We start from the raw sequence: 16,283 nt of genomic DNA, 5'->3' as shown, positions 1-16,283 counted from the left end.
CGGCGCGACGGTCGTCGCCGTCGCGCCGGGATGATCCGGCCGCCCGTCGCACCCGGGCGGCCGGCCGATGCGCGCGACGGGCGGCCCCCGCCCGTCGACGCCGGGCCCCGCCGACCGGCGGTCATCGGGGAACCCCGCCGGGCGACGGGCGGGTCAGACCGCCGTCACCGGATGCCGGATCACCCCGTCGAAGTGGTACCCGAGGTCGTTGAACCCGGCCCGGTCGGGCTGAACCCGCCCGGTCACGTCGACCGCGCGGGCCCGCAGCGTCCACCGGCCGGCGGTCGGCGGGCACCATCGCGTCGACCACCGCTGCCAGGGCCCGCCCCGGTCCGCCTCGACCAGGGTGGCCGGGTGCCACCCGTCGCCCGTGTCGACCTCGACCCGGTCGATCGGACCGGCCCCGGACCAGGACCGACCGGTCAGCGTGGTCTCGACGCCGGCCGCCAGCCGGGCGTCCCAGGGCAGCTCGAAGGCGCTCTTGACCGACTGCACGTCGGCCGGCCCACCGTCGCCCGGATGGCCGGGGCCGAACATCCGGTAGAGGCGGGTGTTCCACGGGGAGAACAGCGGCGTGGTGGAGACCTCCATCGGGCCGACCCACTTCACCGAGGAGATCCCGATCCAGCCGGGCACCACGACCCGCACCGGGAAACCGTGGTCCGCCGGCAGCGGCGCGCCGTTCATCTCGTACGCCAGCAGCACGTCGTCGAGGGCCTTGCCGATCGGCAGCGGACGGCGTACCCGGCCGAGGTCGACACCCCCGGTGACGTACGGCGGGTCCAGGCCCTCCGGCATCACGTCCACCGCGTCGGCGGTCAACCCGGCGTGGCGCAGCACGGTGGCCAGCGGAACACCCCGCCAGCGGGCCACCCCGACACCGCCGAGCCGCCACTGCAGCCCGGAGACCGGCGTGTCCTGCTGGGCGGCGAAGAAGTGCCGCCCGTTGCCGGCGCACTCGACCAGCGCGGGCAGCTCGACGGCGGGCAGCGCCCGCAGGTCGGCGTAGCCGAACTCGACCGGGGCGTCCCGGGTCGGGGTGCCGCGCAGGCCGTCGCCGAACAGGCGCAGCCGCCAGGTGTCGGCGTCGAGCCGGGGGGTGTGGGTGTGGTTACGGACGAAGAAGCGGTCGTTCGGGACCATGTACCCCTGCCCGGCCATCGCCTCCCAGCGCATCTCGGCGTTGCTCTCCACAGGCGTGAGCAGCTCGGCGGGGAGTGGCTTGACGATGCCCGGGTCCACCCCGACCGGGTCGGCGGCGAGCGCAACAGGCCCCCGATCGTCGGCGGCGGCGGCGAGCGCGCTCATCGCCGCGGCCAGTTCGATCAGTTCGGCGCGGGACACCGCGCCGCCCCGGGCCTGGCCGGCCAGCCACTGCCGGGCCCGGCGGGCGTCGTGGTCGGCCTCGTCGTGCGAGAGGGTGGTGGACAACGGAACTCCTTGGACTCGGCGGCAACTCCTACTGAGATAGTAGGAGTTGCCGCCGAGTGGGGCCACTGGTCGACAGCGCTGTGCCGTTCGGTCAGATCGCGGCGGCCAGCGTCACCAACCCGGCCGCGACCAGCACCCCGGCCCAGAGCCGGTCCACGTTGAACCAGGCCCGGCGCAGCACCCCGACGCCGAGCACCTCGTACACCACCAGCGCGACGGTCAGCGCGACGCCCAGCATGGCCAGGGTGTGCACCCCGGCCGCGGCCAGTCCCGGCAGCGCACCGGCCGGTGCCGCCGCCAGGTGCCCGGCGTGCCTGCCGGTCGGCGGCGGGTCGGCAAGCAGCACCGGCAGCAGCATCAACCCGGCTCCGTGCGCCGACGACATCAGGAACGACCAGCCGGCCAGCTGTGCCGCCGACAACCGCATCCCGGCCCAGCGGAAGTGCCGCCGCGACAGCAGCCGCCACAGCCCGAAGCCGACCAGCACCACCCCGCCGGTCACCGCCAGCGCGGTGCTGGCGGTGACCGACCGGGTGGCGGTGACCAGTGCGGCGACCACCGCCACGGAGGCCAGGTGGCCCGCCGCGATCGGGGGCAACGCGGCCAGCAGCGCCGCCCGGCGGCGCTGCTGCAACCCCCGGGCGACCGCGAAGAGCCAGCCCATGGCCGGGTTCAGCCCGTGGAACGCGCCGAGCGCCGCCAGCGCGAGCAGGGTCCGCCCGGTCACGGGAAGCAGTACGAGTCGGAGCTGGCGTCACCGCCCTGCAAGCGGGTCTGGTGCACCCGCAACCCGCGGAACTCCGCCCCGCGTGGGAAGAACCGCTCGTCGGGGGTGAGACCACCGTGTTCCGGGTCGACGTCCAGCTTCGCCAGCCAGGCGCCCACCCCGTCGGGGTAGAACTGGTCGTCCCAGGAGCCGTAGAGCGAGTTGCTGACGTAGACCCGCCGGCCGTCCCGGCTGACCTCCACCATCTGCGGGCCACCGGCGAGGGGCTCGTCCGGCGCGGCCGGGTGGGGAGTGCGCGCCACGATGCCGCCGAGCCGCACCGAGCCGACGAGCACCGGGTGGAACGGGTCGCTGACGTCGTACTGGCGCAGCTCGCCGGTGCCCCAGCAGGAGACGTAGAGGAACCTGTCGTCCACCGACAGGTCGATGTCGGTGACCAGCGGTGGCACCGCGCCGAACGGCTTGAGCAGGTCGGGCAGGTCGGCCGGATCGGCGGGCTCGGCCGGGATGTCGATCACCCGGGTCACCGCCCACGGGGCGTCCGCGCCCGCGCCGTCGCGGTGCCACAACCAGACCGAGGCCGACAGGTCCTCGACGCTGATCACCACCCCGACGAAGCCGTACGACTGGGTCGGGTCGTGCGCGGGGCGCAGCTCGAGCGGCATCTGGTACTGGTCGCCCAGGTCGACCCGCTGCAGGTGCCGACGCTTGGCCAGGTCCCAGAAGTGGATCGCGTGACCGTACTTCCGCCCCAGCAGCAGCTCGCCGACGATGCCGTCCTCGATCATCGACGGGGTGCCCCACTCGCTGGTGACCAGCACGTCCTGGGTGAGGTGCCACCACATGTCGTACGCCAGGAACTGCGGGCCCCGGTCGGCCTCCCAGGCCCCGCGGACTCCGAACGTGGTGTGGTCGAGCACGGCGATCCCGCCGGGGCCCTCGGCGCCGTCGATGCCGCCGAGCGCCGACAGGTAGATGCCGTCCGGGCCGCAGTGGACGGTGTGCGGGCGGGAGTAACCGGCCCGATCGGCCAGTTCCTGCGCGCCGATCACCTTGACCAGTTGCGGAGCGCGGGGGTCCGGTTGGGTGTCGAACACATGGATGCGCGAGGACCGCAGCCCCGGCACGATCAGGTAGCGCCGCTCGACGTGTGGGTGCGGGGCGGTCGGGCAGAGCGCGCTGCTGCACGCGTTCCACCCGAAGTGATGCAGCTCGTCGCCGGTGTGCGGCAGGTCGGTCCAGCCGACCACCCGCCCGTAGTCGGCGGAATCCGGATCGGTGTCGAGCACGACGATCGCATCCGGCCGCTGCGCCGTACGGTCGAAGGCCGCGACGTAGGCCAGCTTCTCGGCGGGCGCGGTGGCCGCCTCGCGGGGGGACGGGTAGAAGCTCGGGTCGGGTGTCCAGCGGGTCATCGGGTCTCCGGTGGGTCAGGCGGCGGGTACGCCGAGGCGGTCGAGCAGGTGGCGGCGCAGCGCGCCGAAGGCGGGATGGTCGGGGGAGCGGGCGGGCCGGTCGCCGCGGTGGCCGACGGGTCCGAGGTCGACGGGGATCTGCTCGGCGATGACGCCGCCGTCGAGCAGCAGGACCCGGTCGGCGAGCAGCAGCGCCTCCTCCACGTCGTGGGTGACCAGCAGTGCGGCGAAGCCGTGCTCGGCGCGCAGCCGGCGCAGCAGGGACTGCATCCGCAGCCGGGTCAGCGCGTCGAGCGCGCCGAACGGCTCGTCGAGCAGCAGCAGGTCCGGCTCGCGGACCAGGGCGCGGGCCACCGCCACCCGTTGGGCCTGGCCGCCGGACAGCTCGGCCGGCCAGGCCCGGCGTCGATCGGCCAGCCCCACCTCGGTCAGCGCCCGCTCCACCCGGGCCCGGACGTCGGGACCGGTCAACCCCAGCGCCACGTTGTCGCCGACCCGCTTCCAAGGCAGCAACCGGTGTTCCTGGAAGACCACGGCGGCGGTGCCGTGCAGCCGGATCTCGCCGGTGGCCTCGGCGTCCAGGCCGGCGAGGACCCGCAGCAGGGTGCTCTTGCCGGAGCCGCTGCCGCCGAGCAGCGCCACCACCTCACCGGCGGCGACGGTCAGGTCGACCCCGGTGAGCACCGGCCGGTCGGCGAAGGCCCGCCGCACCGCGTGGGCGGCGAGCACCGGCCCCACCCCGCTCACCCCGTCGTCCGTATCGCCCGTTCCCGTCGGCCTGGCCGCGTGGCCTGTCGGCCTGGCCGCGTGGCCTGTCGGCCCGGCCGCGTGGCCTGTCGGCCCGGCCGCGTGGCCTGTCGGCCCGGCCGCGTGGCCCGTCGCGCCGGCCGTGTCGTCCGGGTGGCCGGTCAGGTCGCCCGCAGGCCGCGTCGCCATGTCAGCGTCCTCCTCTCCAGCACCCGCAGGGCGAGGTCGGACAGCAACCCGAGCAGGGCGTAGATGACTAGGCCGAGCACGACCACGTCGGTCTGGCTGAACTCCCGGGCCTCCATCATCAGGAAGCCGACGCCGGTCTGGGCGTTGACCTGTTCGCCGACGACGAGGCTGAGCCAGGCCGCCCCGATCGCCAGCCGCAGCCCGAGGAACAGCGACGGCAGCGCCCCGGGCAGCACCACGTGCCGCAGCCGGGCGGCGGCACCGAGACCGCAGGTCCGGGCCGCCTCGACGAGCCGTTCGTCGATGTCCCGGATGCCGGCGTAGGTGTTGAAGTAGATCGGGAAGAAGACACCGAGCGCGACCAGGGTGATCTTCAGCGACTCGCCGATCCCCACCCAGATGATCAGCAGCGGGACGAGCCCCAGGTGGGGCAGCATCCGGGCCATCTGCACCGGCGGGTCGACCAGGTCGTCGCCGAGCCGCAGCAGGCCGGCGGCGGCACCGAGCACCAGGGCCAGCAGCCCGCCGACGAGCAGCCCGACACCGGCCCGGGTGAGCGAGTCGAGCAGGTGGACGCCGAGGGTTCCGTCGCCGGCCAGCCGTACGCCGGTGGCGAGCACCCGGCTCGGCGCGGGCAGCTTCTCCGGGGCGAGCAGTCCGGCGCGGGCGGCGGCCTCCCAGCCGACGACGAGCACGACCGGGCTGACCAGCCGCCGCCAGCGGCCCCGGATGCGCCGTCGCCGACCGGTCTCCGGCGGGGCCGCGACGGCGCTCGGCGGCGCGGCGACCAGCACGGTGCTGCTCACTGGAACACCGCGCTGAACCGGTCGTCGACCCGACCGGAGATGTCCACCGGGCCGGGGACGAGGTCGAGGGTGGTGAAGCCGTCCGCGATGGCCTGGAGTTCCGCGCCGACGGCGGGGGTGACCGGAGCCAGCGGCCGGGCGCTGCGGGCCAGGGCCCGGGTGGTGACGTCCAGCGGGATCTTCAGCTCGGGGGCGAGCACCTGGGCACGCTCCTGCGGGTGGGCGATCCCCCAGTCGGTGACCTCCCGGTACGTCCGGAGGAAGGCGCGCACGTCGTCGGTGCGGTCCCGCACCACCCCGGGGGCGGCCAGCACGTACTCCCGGTTGCTGGCCAGGCCGGTGGCGTCGGCGAGGACCCGCACCCCGGGCTGCTCGGCGAGGGCGAAGTACGGGTCCCAGATGATCCAGGCGTCGACCTGGCCGTTGTCGAAGGCGGGCCGGCCCTCGGCCGGCTTGAGGTACTTGACGTTGATGTCCTTCAGCGTCATCTTGTTCGCCTCCAGCAGCCGGACCAGCAGCCAGTGGACGTTGCTGCCCTTGTTCAGCGCCACCGTCCGGCCGCGCAGGTCGGCGAAGGTCCTCAGGCCGCTGCTCTCCTTGACCAGCACCGCCTCGCCCTGGGGGATGGGGGCGGAGGTGCCGATCACCGAGAAGGGGATCTTCGCGGCGGCGGCGAAGACCGGGGGCGCCTCGCCGACCTGGCCGATGTCGATCGAGCCGGCCTTGAGCGCCTCGGTCAGGGCGGGACCGCTCTCGAACAGCGACCACTGCGCGTCCGGTGCGGCGTTGCGGGCCTTGACCAGGCTCAGCCCGCCGAAGCGCTGGTAGCCGATGCGCAGCGGGCCGGTGCCGGCACCCGCGTCGGCGGCGTCGTCGGCGCAGCCGGTGACCCCGCCGACGGCGACCAGCGACAGGGCGGTGAACAGGGCGGTGGCCAGGCGGCGGACGCGCCTCGGTGGGGTGGGCATGTCGACTCCTCGGGAACGGGCGGGGTGCGGTCGGCGGCGGGCAGTAACCTACCAAGCCGATAGGTTTTATGGGAGCCTGTCGTGGTCCCCGTCCCATCCCTCAGGAGGACCTTCGATGCCGCTGACCTTCCACTGGTTCCTGCCCACCCACGGCGACGGCCGCGACATCGTCGGGGGCGGCCACGGCGTCGCGGTCGGCACCGCCGTTGGCACCCGCCCCGCCACCGTCGCCTATCTCGGGCAGATCGCCCGCAGCGCCGAGCAACTCGGCTTCGTCGGCGCGCTCACCCCGACCGGGGCCTGGTGCGAGGACGCCTGGTTGTCCACCGCGATGCTGTCCGAGGTCACCGAACGGCTGAAGTTCCTGGTGGCGTTCCGCCCCGGCCTGCTCTCACCCACCCTCGCCGCCCAGATGGCCGCCACCTTCCAACGACTCTCCGGCGGCCGGCTGCTGCTCAACGTGGTCACCGGCGGGGAGTCCGCCGAACAGCGCTCCTACGGCGACTTCCTCGACAAGGACGCCCGGTACGCCCGTACCGACGAGTTCCTGCACGTCGTCCGGGCGCTCTGGCGGGGCGAGACCGTCGACCACACCGGGGCGCACCTGCGGGTCGAGGGCGCCAGCCTGTCCCGGCTGCCCGACCCGGTGCCGCCGGTCTACTTCGGTGGGTCGTCCGCCGCCGCCGGCCCGGTGGCCGCCCGGCACAGCGACGTCTACCTGACCTGGGGCGAACCGCCCGCCCAGGTGGTCGGGAAGCTCGACCGGATTCGCGCCCTGGCGGCGGACACCGGCCGCACGCTGCACTTCGGCATCCGGCTGCACGTCATCGCCCGGGACACCGCCGACGCGGCCTGGGCGCAGGCCGGCCGGTTGCTCGACGGCGTCGACGAGGCGGACGTCCGGGCCGCCCAGGAGGGGCTGCGGCGCAGCGAGTCCGAGGGGCAGCGCCGGATGCTGGCGCTGCACGGCGGCAGCCGGGACGGGCTGGAGGTCGCCCCCAACCTCTGGGCCGGGGTGGGGCTGGTCCGGGGCGGCGCGGGCACCGCGCTGGTGGGCAGCCACACCGAGGTCGCCGACCGGATCGCCGAGTACCACGCGCTCGGCATCGACGAGTTCATCCTCTCCGGGTACCCGCACCTGGAGGAGGCGTACTGGTTCGGCGAGGGGGTGCTGCCGATCCTGCGGTCCCGGGGGCTGTGGCGGCACCCGGCCGGCGACCCGGCCGCCGACACCCCGGCGAACATCCCGTTCGCCCCGCAACCGGCCCGGGTCTGACGCCCCATCCCTCCGTCACTCACGGTGTTGCCGCCGCCCGATCTCCTCCGTTACCTTCGGTGAGCGCCGTCACCGCCACCTCACCGCATCCCGACAGGCGACTCGCCACCGCACCTTCCTGAACAGGTGTTTTCCTCAGCCGCTTCGCCATCCCCATTACCCTCACCCGCCCCCTTTGCTCTGCTGCCATCGGCGCGACGGTTACCTGGCGTCACCGTCGCCTCGGGGGCGGCAGAGCAAAGGGGGCGTGGGGGAGTGGTCAGGGGAAGCAGGATGATTACGGTGAGTGGCCGTAGTGGATCGTCGTTGTCCGGGTGGGTCGTGCAGTGGGTCAAGCGTGGCCCGCGAGGAAGTCGGCCAGCACCCGGGTATGGGTGGAGAAGGCCAGCTCGACCGGCTCGGTGAGGACCAGCCACTCGGTCGCCTCGTCGGTGGCCGTCGACGGCGGCAACTCCGCCGCCGGCCGCTCCGGCAGCACCCCGAAGATCATCATCGTGCCGCCGTGCGGGGCGCCGTGCACCGCGAACAGTCGCGCCCGCTCCGCCTCGTCGACCAGGCCGGTCTCCTCGCGCAACTCCCGGACCAGCGCCTCGGACCACTCCTCGCCGTACTCGACGAAGCCGCCGGGCAGGGCGAGCTGGCCCCGGGCCGGCTCGATGTCCCGGCGGACCACGACCAGACCGAGGCCGGCGTCGGTGCGTACCGGAAGCAGCGCCACCGCGACCGGGGTGGGATTACGCCATACTGTCTCCCCGCAGGCCGCGCAGAGCCGGGGCCAGCCGGCGTCCGCCGGGTAGGCCGCGCCGCAGTAGTGGCAGTGCGTGTACGGGAGGGCGGTCATGCCGCCGCACGTTACCGGCCTGGGTCACGGCCTGACCCAGGCAGGTCGACCCGGCTCCTCGCCGGCCTGCTCAGGGCAGGTCTACCGCTTCTCGCCGGCCGGCTCAGGCAGGTCTACCGGTGCTCGCGGCCGGCTCAGGGTGGGTCGATGGGGCGTCGCGCAGGATGTCGCGGGCCTCCATCAGGGCGAAGCCGAGCAGGTTGAGCCCGCGCCAGCGGGCCGGTTCCTCGGCGCGCGGATCGTCGGGGGCCAGCCCGACCCCCCACACCCGGTCGACCGGACTGGCCTCCACCAGCACCCGCTCCCCGGTGCCCAGCAGGTACGCCCGCAGGTCGGCGTGCTGGCCGAACTTGGCCAGGCTGCCGGCCACCACGATGGCGTAGCGCCGGGCCTCCCACACGGTCTGGTCGAAGTGCCGTACCTCCCGGCCGATGGCCTTGGCCCGGTGCGGATGTGGTGCGGCGAGAACGCGGTCACCGGCCTCGGTGTCGTCGAAGAGCAGCGCCTTGTGCCACATCATCCAGTGCTCGGCGGTGGGGAAGTGCCGCCCGTCGACGGTGAAGGGGGCCGGCCACCACTGGCTCAGACAACTCTGGCCAACGGTGCCGTCCCGCCGGGGCCGGTGCCCCCAGAAACAGAGGTACTTCACCGGATGCCCGGCGCGATGCAGGGCGAGGACGTCTTCGGCACGGCGGGGAGGCATGTCGCACAGTCTCCCCGCAGGCACCGACAGCCTCGACTCAGGTGCCGGCAGCCTCCCCGCAGGCACCGACAGCACTGTCCGCAGGTGCCGGCAGCCTGCCCGTGGGCGTATCGGCAGTCTGTCGGCAGCGTACCGGCAGTCTGCACCGATTCGCCGGACCACGACGACCGTGGCCCGCCGTATCGCCGTGCGGCCGTTCAGCCGGGTCGCCGGGTTGTTAGGCGGAGGGTGCGCCGGTGTAGGCGGCGATGGTGCGGGCGGCGGCGGCCCGCGCGGCCTGCGGGTCGGTGCCGCCGGCGATGTCGGCCTCGGCCCAGCTCTCGCCGCTCAGCGTCATGAAGCGCCGGCCGTCCTCGGAGCCGATCCAGGCGACGGCCTCCTCGGGGGTGATGCCCGTGCCGTCGCCGACCAGGTGGCTGGCGAGGCCGAGCAGACCGGAGTCCCAGCCGACGCCGACCGCGCCGGGGCCGTACTCGGTCCACCGCGCGTCGTCGACGTGGGCGACGTGTTCCAGGGTGAACCGGGTCCGCTCGTCACCCTCCGGGGTCAGGTGTACCTCGATCCAGCTGACCTCGTCGCCCATCTCCCAGGTGGCGGCGAAGCTCTTCGGCGGGTCGCAGCGCTGCACCACGCCACCGGCGTTGCCCTCGAACTGGTAACGGCCGTGCAGTCGCAGGTCGCCGGAGATCGGCAGGAACCAGCGGGGGATGCGTTCGGCGTTGGTGCAGGCGTCCCAGAGGTCGTCCAGCGTCGTCCGGTACGTCTGGCTGATGGTCAGCACGCGTGCCTCACCCGCTTCCAGGGTGCGGCTGCCCACGGTCCGTCGTACGGCGCTGATCTGGTGGCTGGTCTCGATCATGATGTGCTCCGGTGCTGGGTCGGGTCGTCCGTCGTGGTGTGCGACCGCCGTTCGCGCCGACCTCGGGCAAGCTCGGTGCCCAGGGCGTCCAGCGCCGGTGTCCAGAACCGGCGGAACCCCTCCAGCCACTGGTCGACCTCCCGCAGCGGGGCGGGGTCGACCGCATAGAGCCGTCGGGCGCCCTGCGGGCGCACGGTGGCGAAACCGTTGTCCCGCAGCACCTTGAGGTGCTGCGAGACGGCGGGCTGGGAGATGCCGAACTCCTCCTGGATGACCGCGCAGACCCCACCGGCGCTCCGCTCGCCCTGCGCGAGCAGTTCGAGGATGCGCCGGCGTACCGGGTCGCCGAGGACGTCGAAGGCGTGCACGGTCCCCTTTGTATCAGCCATGGCTTATATAAGCAATCACTGTATTAGTGCGGCGACGGCGGACCGCAGCTCGGGCAACCGGTCGTGCAACAGGCCGGGGCACTGGGTGCTGGCGAAGTCCTTGTGGCCGTAGATCTGGCTGGCCGGGATGCCGTACTGCTGGCAGGTGAACGCGCAGAAGACGATCAGGCTGTTCCACAGCGCCTGCGGCGGCTGCACGTCGAGGTAGATCCCGTCGTTCTCGATGCCGATGGCCTGGCTGTTCTGCCCGACGCAGTGCGCGCCCTGCACCATGGTCTGCCCGTGCAGCAGCGCGTACAGGCTGCCGTGCCGGCCCTCGGTGAGCTGACCGCCCCGGCTGTTGGTGAAGTGCTGCCCGGAGTCGAGCCAACCGTTGCCGTCCATGTGCAGGTTCTGGATGTCGCGCGAGTTGGCGTACGCGTGGGCCAGGCTGTAGTCGGTCGAGTTCGGGAATGCCGTGTGGTGCACGATGATCTTGTTGGGTCGGCTCTCGACCACGCTCACCGCAGACGAGGGCGGCCGGGCCCCCCAGGTGGCGCAGTTGGCGATGACCGGCTGGTCGACGCGGGCGGCGGCGTGCGCGTTGCCGCCGCCGACCTGGGCCAGGGTGGTCGCGCCGGCTGCTGCGCCGAGCAACACCGCGCCGCGCAGCACACTGCGCCGGGACACGGGTACGGACATGGCAGGCTCCTCGGGATGGCGGGAGGGTCCGGCGGCGGACCTGCTTGGGCCCGCCGCCGTTGGATGGGGGCTCCGCCGGTGGACACGGGGCGGTTCCGGTGTCGGTCGGGGTGGCTTCGGTGTCGGTCGGGGCGGGGCGGGTCAGCAGGGACCGTTGCAGGCCAGCACCTTGAGCCGGTCGAGGGTGCCGTTCCAGACGTTCTGGTCGCCCGGGAAGGTGCCCGACGATGCCCACTGCCAGAAGGAGTACGTGGACCAGCCGGCCGGCAGGGTGCCCACCGTGCCGGCGTACCGGGCGAGCCAGAGCGGATTGTTGGCGGCGAAGCCGCTGTAGTTGCCGGTGCAGGTGGTCCACCAGTCGGTGGTGGTGTAGATCGTCGCCCAGCGCCCGGTGCGGGTGTAGTACTGGTTGACGAAGGAGGTGATCCAACTGCGCATGGCGCTCTGACTCAGCCCGTAACAGGTCGCCCCGTACGGGTTGTACTCGATGTCGAGCGCGCCGGGCAGCGTCCGACCGTCCTTCGACCAACCGCCGCCGTGGTCGACGAAGTAGTTGGCCTGGGTGGCCCCGGTCGTGGTGTCCGGCCGGGCGAAGTGGTACGCGCCCCGGATCATCCCGACGTTGTACGACCCGTTGTACTGCTGGGCGAAGTACGGGTTGGTGTAGTAGGTGCCCTCGGTAGCCTTCACGTAGGCGAACCGGGCGCCGTTGGTCCAGGCGGCGGACCAGTTGACGTTGCCCTGGTAGCTCGAGACGTCCATGCCGGGCAGCCCGGCCGGGGCGGCGGCGGCCGGGGTGACGACGCCGAACGTGGCGGCGGCGACCATGGTGGCGGTCGCCAGCAGCGTGCCCGCGATCGCGCGGAGACGGTTCATCTTTCCTCCCTGGGGGATGCCGTGTGGGTACGGCGGGAGCGGTGAAAGGAACTGTCAGGTATTAGGTCGCGAGCGGAGAAAGTTTTCAATAGCTGCACTCAAGATTGTCGATATCTTCCGGGTGGTGGATCGGCGCAGGGCGCAACGGTCGAGGTCCGGTCGGACCGTGTCGGCCGGAGTCCAGGTGATAGGTAGGGTTTCGGCGGTCGGCCGGGATTCGGCGGTGGGGCGGGGTCTGGGTAAAGGGGTGGGCGAGGACCTCGGCCGCCGCCCACTCACCGGCCAGCACCGCGCCCTCCAGGTAACCGGCCCAGCGGGTCGCCGTCTCGGTGCCCGCCCGGTGCACCCGTCCCACCGGTTGGCGCAGCGCGGGACCGTAGTCCCGTCAGGAGCCGGGTGTCAGCGCCCCGCAGAAGCAACCCCGGGTCCACTCGTCGGCCGATCAGTCGTACTCGACGAGGTCGTCGGGCTGGGGGCGGCCGACCATCCCCAGCAGCAGTGCGCTTCCACCGCCACTGCGCAGGTAGAACAGCACCCGCACCCGCACCCGCACCCCGCCCCGGGCACAGTGCCGCCGCAGCGGCGAGCCCCGAAAACCCCCACCGACCCCCACCACCCGCACGCCCTCCGCATACCCCACCCCATGATCAAATTGCCGAAATGCAGACGACACGCCGGGGAGAGTGCATCAAATCGCAATACGATCTTGGGGTGCCGTAGCAGAGTTCCGGGGGACGTGGGGGTTGTCCACAAGGAGGTCAGCGTCCACAGGGAGCAGGGCGGCACGTTGAGGCGGTGCGGGTCGGGAGGGCAACCTCTGGACATGCACCCGGTGTTGCGATCCCTGGTCGAGCAGGGAGGCGGCGTGGTCACCCGACGGGCGGCGGTCCAGGTGGTTCCACCCTGGGTACTTGCCCACGCTGATCGCGTCGGCCAACTCCGACGGGTCCTGCCCGGCGTCTACGTCGACGCCGCCCTCGTACCCGCCGCTGCCCACTCGGTTGGTGGCGCGACCTTCCCGCTGCTCGACGCCGCCCTTCGCATCCGTGCGGCGCTTGCCTGGGCCGAGGGGCGCGCGGCGCTGGGTAGTCTCACCGCCCTGGCCGCGTGGGGTGTGCGCGGCCAGCCGGCCGGGGAACCGGTGTGCCTCAACGTGGTCGCCGGCTCCGGGCTCCGGCCCCGGGCGCACCTGATGATCCATCACCGAGTGGGCTTCGCCCTGGTCCCACCCCACGTGCTGAGTCGGGGTGGTTGTCCGGTGGTGCGGTTGGAGCGGGCGCTGGTCGACGCCTGGCCTCTGCTGCCCGTGCCGGACCGCCCCGCCCCGGTGATCAGGGCCGTCAACGACCGGCTCACCACCCCGGCGCGGATCGCGTCGGCCCTCGCCGCCGTGCCGAGGCTGAGCGGCCGGGCGCAGTTGTGCGCGCTGCTCGACCGGCTCGTCGCAGGGTGTCGCAGCCCCCTGGAGATATGGGGACACGACCACGTCTTCACCGGCCCGGGGATGCCCGCGTTCCAACGGCAGGCCCGGATCGTCGTCGGTCGCCGTACCATGTACCTCGACGTGTACGCCGAGCGGGAGCGCGTCGACTTCGAACTCGACGGCGCGACGACCCACGGCGACTCCCGTCAACGCGAGATCGATCTGCGTCGGGATGCCCTGCTCGCCACCGTCGGCATCATCGTGGTGCGCTTCGCCCGCCTCCGCCTGGTCCACGAGCCTGACGCGGTCCGCCACGAGGTGCACGCGATCCTCGCCACCCGACGCGATACCGCGATGCGTGATCGGTGCGCCGGGATCCCGATGCCCGGCACGTGAGCTGCCCGGGTTCGGGTCCTTCTCATGCGACGTGTGGGAGATCCGGGCGAGGCGTCGGAGTAACGGCAGCCGAACTGCGGCCGGGAGGGGCAGGCGGTGGCCGGGGCTGGGGCTGGGCCGGGTCGGTCGGGGTGGGATGGCGGGGTCAGTCGTGGAGGGTGCGGAGGATGCGGGTGAGGTCGGCGTGGTCGGTGGGGGAGAGGTGACCGAAGAAGCGTTCCGCCTCGGCGGTGCGGGCCGCCCGGATGGCCGCCCCGACCCGCGTACCCTCGTCGGTCGGCGCGACCAGGGTCGCCCGCCGGTCGGCCGGGTCGGGCCGGCGCGCGACGAGCCCGCGTTCCTCGAGGCCGTCGACGACCTCGGTGGTGGAGCGGGGTGCGATGTGCAGGTGGTCGGCGAGGGCGCTGAGCCGCATCGCCCCGTGCCGGGTGAGCACCGTCAGGGCACGGGCGTGGCCGGGGTTGATGTCCCAGGGTTCGAGGGTACGCCGGGACTGGTGGCGCAGCCGCCGGGCCACCGCCCAGAACAGCTCCGCGAGGCTCTCCTCGGGCGGGTCGGATTTCTCGCCGGTCACCGGAATACGGTAGCAGCAATCGCTGTTGCTCCCTCATGATGAGGTAACCTCAGCAAATCCCTGACTCAGAGCCTGCCCCCGCAGGCACAGGAGCCCCCGAACGGAAGAGGAACCCCCTTGGACACCACGCAAACCCACCGGGAGGGCCGCGGCGGCGCCCCCCGGACCGTCAGTGCCGCCGAGAAGACCCAGGCCCGCGAGGTCTCGTTGCGCCGGATCGGCCGGCTGTTCACCGCGTACCGCGGGCAGTTGGCCGTGGTCACCGCGATCATCGTGGTGTCGTCGGTGGTCGCGATGGCCTCACCCTTCCTGCTGCGGGCCGTGATCGACCGCGCGTTGCCCGAGCGCGACCTGAACCTGCTGGTCTGGCTGGTCGTCGGCATGATCGCCGTCGCGGCGGTGACCGCCGTGCTCGGCGTGGCGCAGACCTGGATCTCCACCCGGGTCGGGCAGTTGGTGATGCACCGGCTGCGCACCGACGTCTTCGCCCACCTGCACCGGCAGTCGATCGCGTTCTTCACCCGCACCCGCACCGGTGAGGTGCAGTCGCGGATCACCAACGACATCGGCGGGATGCAGGCCGTGGTCACCTCGACCGCCACCTCGATCGCGTCCAACCTGACCACCGTGGTGGCGACGCTGGTCGCCATGGTGGCGCTGTCCTGGCGGCTCACCCTGGTCTCGCTGGTGGTGCTGCCCCCGGCCATCTGGCTCACCCGCCGGGTCGCCTCGATGCGCCGTGAGATCACCGCCCAGCGCCAGCGCGAGCTGGCCGACCTCAACGTCACCATCGAGGAGGGGCTGTCGATCAGCGGCGTACAGCTCAGCAAGACCCTCGGCGCGGGCGACGCGCTGATCGACCGGTTCACCACCTCCTCGGCCCGCCTGGTCGACCTGGAACTGCGCTCGGAGCTGGCCGGCCGCTGGCGGATGGCCACCATGACGATCATCTTCGCCGCCATCCCGGCCGTGATCTATCTCGGCGCCGGGCTGCCCGGCACCGCCGGCACGCTCAGCATCGGCACCCTGGTCGCCTTCACCGCGCTCCAGGGCGGGCTGTTCCGGCCGCTGATGGGGCTGCTCAACGTCGGCGTCACGCTGACCGCCTCGCTGGCGTTGTTCGCCCGGATCTTCGAGTACCTCGACCTCCCGGTGGAGGTGGACGACCCGGCCCGGCCGGTGGCGATCGACCCGGCTCGCATTCGGGGGCACCTGCGGGTCGAGGACGTCACCTTCAGCTACCCGGGCAGCGACACCGCCGCCGTCGCCGGCATCACCCTGGACGTCCCGGCCGGCACCAGCCTCGCCCTGGTCGGCGAGACCGGATCCGGCAAGAGCACCCTCGCCGCCCTGGTCAGCCGGCTGCACGACCCGGCCGCCGGCCGGATCACCATCGACGGCATCGACCTGCGCGACCTGCGGCTGACCGACCTGGCCGCCGTCGTGGGCGTGGTCAGCCAGGAGACCTACCTGCTGCACACCACCATCCGCGAGAATCTGCGGTACGCGCGCCCTGACGCCACCGACGCCCAGTTGGAGGCCGCCGCCCGCGCCGCGCAGATCCACGACCTGATCGCCGCCCTCCCCGACGGGTACGACACGGTCGTCGGCTCCCGGGGCCACCGCTTCTCCGGCGGCGAGAAGCAACGCCTGGCCATCGCCCGTACGCTGCTGCGCGACCCCCGGGTGCTGGTGCTGGACGAGGCCACCAGCGCGCTGGACACCGAGACCGAACGGGCCGTCCAGCGGGCCTTCGACACCCTCGCCGAGGGGCGTACGGTGCTCACCATCGCGCACCGGCTCTCCACCGTCCGGCACGCCGACCAGATCGCGGTGCTCGACCACGGCCGGATCGTCGAGTCCGGCACCCACGAGACGCTGCTGGCCCACGCCGGCCGGTACGCCACCCTGGCCAGCTGACCAGGATCGATCAGGCGAGCGGAAGAACCCGATCTGCAAGACGTGAGTCCTCGATCAGCGGT

The 16,283-nt window shown here is 72.9% G+C and carries 17 protein-coding genes and 1 pseudogene; 3 read left to right on the top strand and 15 right to left on the bottom strand.

The window, feature by feature from the left end:
* Positions 1 to 153 precede the first annotated feature (153 nt).
* The 6 genes from ACIG87_RS07345 to ACIG87_RS07320 all read right to left on the bottom strand — a co-directional run bounded on the left by ACIG87_RS07345 (position 154) and on the right by ACIG87_RS07320 (position 6,283).
* Entirely contained in the window at positions 154 to 1,431 is a 1,278-nt protein-coding gene (locus ACIG87_RS07345; RefSeq protein WP_396849019.1) for a molybdopterin-dependent oxidoreductase, read from the bottom strand.
* 91 nt (positions 1,432 to 1,522) lie between these two features.
* Positions 1,523 to 2,158, bottom strand: a complete 636-nt coding sequence (locus tag ACIG87_RS07340) for a hypothetical protein (protein ID WP_396849017.1) — start codon at positions 2,156 to 2,158, stop codon at positions 1,523 to 1,525.
* Positions 2,155 to 3,573: a selenium-binding family protein gene (locus ACIG87_RS07335; protein WP_396849015.1), complete on the bottom strand. Its 1,419-nt coding sequence runs from the start codon at positions 3,571 to 3,573 to the stop codon at positions 2,155 to 2,157. Before ACIG87_RS07335 ends, ACIG87_RS07340 begins: the two co-directional genes overlap by 4 nt.
* A gap of 15 nt (positions 3,574 to 3,588) precedes the next feature.
* The gene (locus tag ACIG87_RS07330) at positions 3,589 to 4,311 is read right to left on the bottom strand and encodes an ABC transporter ATP-binding protein (protein ID WP_396849255.1); all 723 of its coding nucleotides are present in this window, start codon (positions 4,309 to 4,311) and stop codon (positions 3,589 to 3,591) included.
* Between the two features lie 170 nt (positions 4,312 to 4,481).
* Positions 4,482 to 5,315 carry an ABC transporter permease gene (locus tag ACIG87_RS07325; protein WP_396849013.1) on the bottom strand — a complete coding sequence of 278 codons (834 nt, stop codon included), beginning with the start codon at positions 5,313 to 5,315 and terminating at the stop codon, positions 4,482 to 4,484.
* Positions 5,312 to 6,283, bottom strand: a complete 972-nt coding sequence (locus ACIG87_RS07320) for an aliphatic sulfonate ABC transporter substrate-binding protein (protein ID WP_396849011.1) — start codon at positions 6,281 to 6,283, stop codon at positions 5,312 to 5,314. Before ACIG87_RS07320 ends, ACIG87_RS07325 begins: the two co-directional genes overlap by 4 nt.
* Positions 6,284 to 6,398: 115 nt before the next feature.
* On the opposite strand from ACIG87_RS07320, the gene ACIG87_RS07315 reads away from it, so the two are divergent.
* Positions 6,399 to 7,559 carry an LLM class flavin-dependent oxidoreductase gene (locus ACIG87_RS07315; protein WP_396849009.1) on the top strand — a complete coding sequence of 387 codons (1,161 nt, stop codon included), beginning with the start codon at positions 6,399 to 6,401 and terminating at the stop codon, positions 7,557 to 7,559.
* 331 nt (positions 7,560 to 7,890) lie between these two features.
* Here the strand turns inward: ACIG87_RS07315 and ACIG87_RS07310 are convergent, their stop codons facing one another.
* The 8 genes and pseudogenes from ACIG87_RS07310 to ACIG87_RS07275 all read right to left on the bottom strand — a co-directional run bounded on the left by ACIG87_RS07310 (position 7,891) and on the right by ACIG87_RS07275 (position 12,548).
* Positions 7,891 to 8,400, bottom strand: a complete 510-nt coding sequence (locus ACIG87_RS07310) for an NUDIX domain-containing protein (protein WP_396849008.1) — start codon at positions 8,398 to 8,400, stop codon at positions 7,891 to 7,893.
* 103 nt (positions 8,401 to 8,503) lie between these two features.
* A complete protein-coding gene (locus ACIG87_RS07305; protein WP_396849006.1) occupies positions 8,504 to 9,103 on the bottom strand; it encodes an NADAR family protein in 600 nt (199 codons plus the stop codon).
* A 217-nt stretch (positions 9,104 to 9,320) separates the two neighbouring features.
* The gene (locus ACIG87_RS07300; protein ID WP_396849005.1) at positions 9,321 to 9,962 is read right to left on the bottom strand and encodes an SRPBCC family protein; all 642 of its coding nucleotides are present in this window, start codon (positions 9,960 to 9,962) and stop codon (positions 9,321 to 9,323) included.
* Positions 9,959 to 10,330 carry an ArsR/SmtB family transcription factor gene (locus ACIG87_RS07295; protein ID WP_396849254.1) on the bottom strand — a complete coding sequence of 124 codons (372 nt, stop codon included), beginning with the start codon at positions 10,328 to 10,330 and terminating at the stop codon, positions 9,959 to 9,961. The genes ACIG87_RS07300 and ACIG87_RS07295 overlap by 4 nt, the downstream gene beginning before the upstream one ends.
* Positions 10,331 to 10,366: 36 nt before the next feature.
* A complete protein-coding gene (locus ACIG87_RS07290) occupies positions 10,367 to 11,032 on the bottom strand; it encodes a peptidoglycan recognition family protein (protein WP_396849003.1) in 666 nt (221 codons plus the stop codon).
* A 141-nt stretch (positions 11,033 to 11,173) separates the two neighbouring features.
* The gene (locus ACIG87_RS07285) at positions 11,174 to 11,908 is read right to left on the bottom strand and encodes a lysozyme (RefSeq protein ID WP_396849002.1); all 735 of its coding nucleotides are present in this window, start codon (positions 11,906 to 11,908) and stop codon (positions 11,174 to 11,176) included.
* An 85-nt stretch (positions 11,909 to 11,993) separates the two neighbouring features.
* Positions 11,994 to 12,278, bottom strand: a pseudogene (locus ACIG87_RS07280) (FAD-dependent oxidoreductase); the annotation flags it as partial.
* A gap of 72 nt (positions 12,279 to 12,350) precedes the next feature.
* Positions 12,351 to 12,548, bottom strand: coding sequence for a hypothetical protein (locus ACIG87_RS07275; protein WP_396849001.1), 198 nt, complete (start codon positions 12,546 to 12,548; stop codon positions 12,351 to 12,353).
* A 183-nt stretch (positions 12,549 to 12,731) separates the two neighbouring features.
* On the opposite strand from ACIG87_RS07275, the gene ACIG87_RS07270 reads away from it, so the two are divergent.
* Positions 12,732 to 13,727, top strand: coding sequence for a DUF559 domain-containing protein (locus ACIG87_RS07270; RefSeq protein ID WP_396848999.1), 996 nt, complete (start codon positions 12,732 to 12,734; stop codon positions 13,725 to 13,727).
* A gap of 145 nt (positions 13,728 to 13,872) precedes the next feature.
* Here the strand turns inward: ACIG87_RS07270 and ACIG87_RS07265 are convergent, their stop codons facing one another.
* Positions 13,873 to 14,301: a MarR family winged helix-turn-helix transcriptional regulator gene (locus tag ACIG87_RS07265; protein ID WP_396848997.1), complete on the bottom strand. Its 429-nt coding sequence runs from the start codon at positions 14,299 to 14,301 to the stop codon at positions 13,873 to 13,875.
* 117 nt (positions 14,302 to 14,418) lie between these two features.
* On the opposite strand from ACIG87_RS07265, the gene ACIG87_RS07260 reads away from it, so the two are divergent.
* The gene (locus ACIG87_RS07260; RefSeq protein ID WP_396848995.1) at positions 14,419 to 16,221 is read left to right on the top strand and encodes an ABC transporter ATP-binding protein; all 1,803 of its coding nucleotides are present in this window, start codon (positions 14,419 to 14,421) and stop codon (positions 16,219 to 16,221) included.
* Positions 16,222 to 16,283: the final 62 nt, after the last annotated feature.

Origin of the sequence: Micromonospora sp. NPDC051925 (assembly GCF_044548625.1) — a bacterium.
Classification (GTDB): Bacteria; Actinomycetota; Actinomycetes; order Mycobacteriales; family Micromonosporaceae; genus Micromonospora.
The sequence above is the reverse complement of the archived record's forward strand: the minus strand, read 5'-3'. Positions and strand labels throughout refer to the sequence as shown.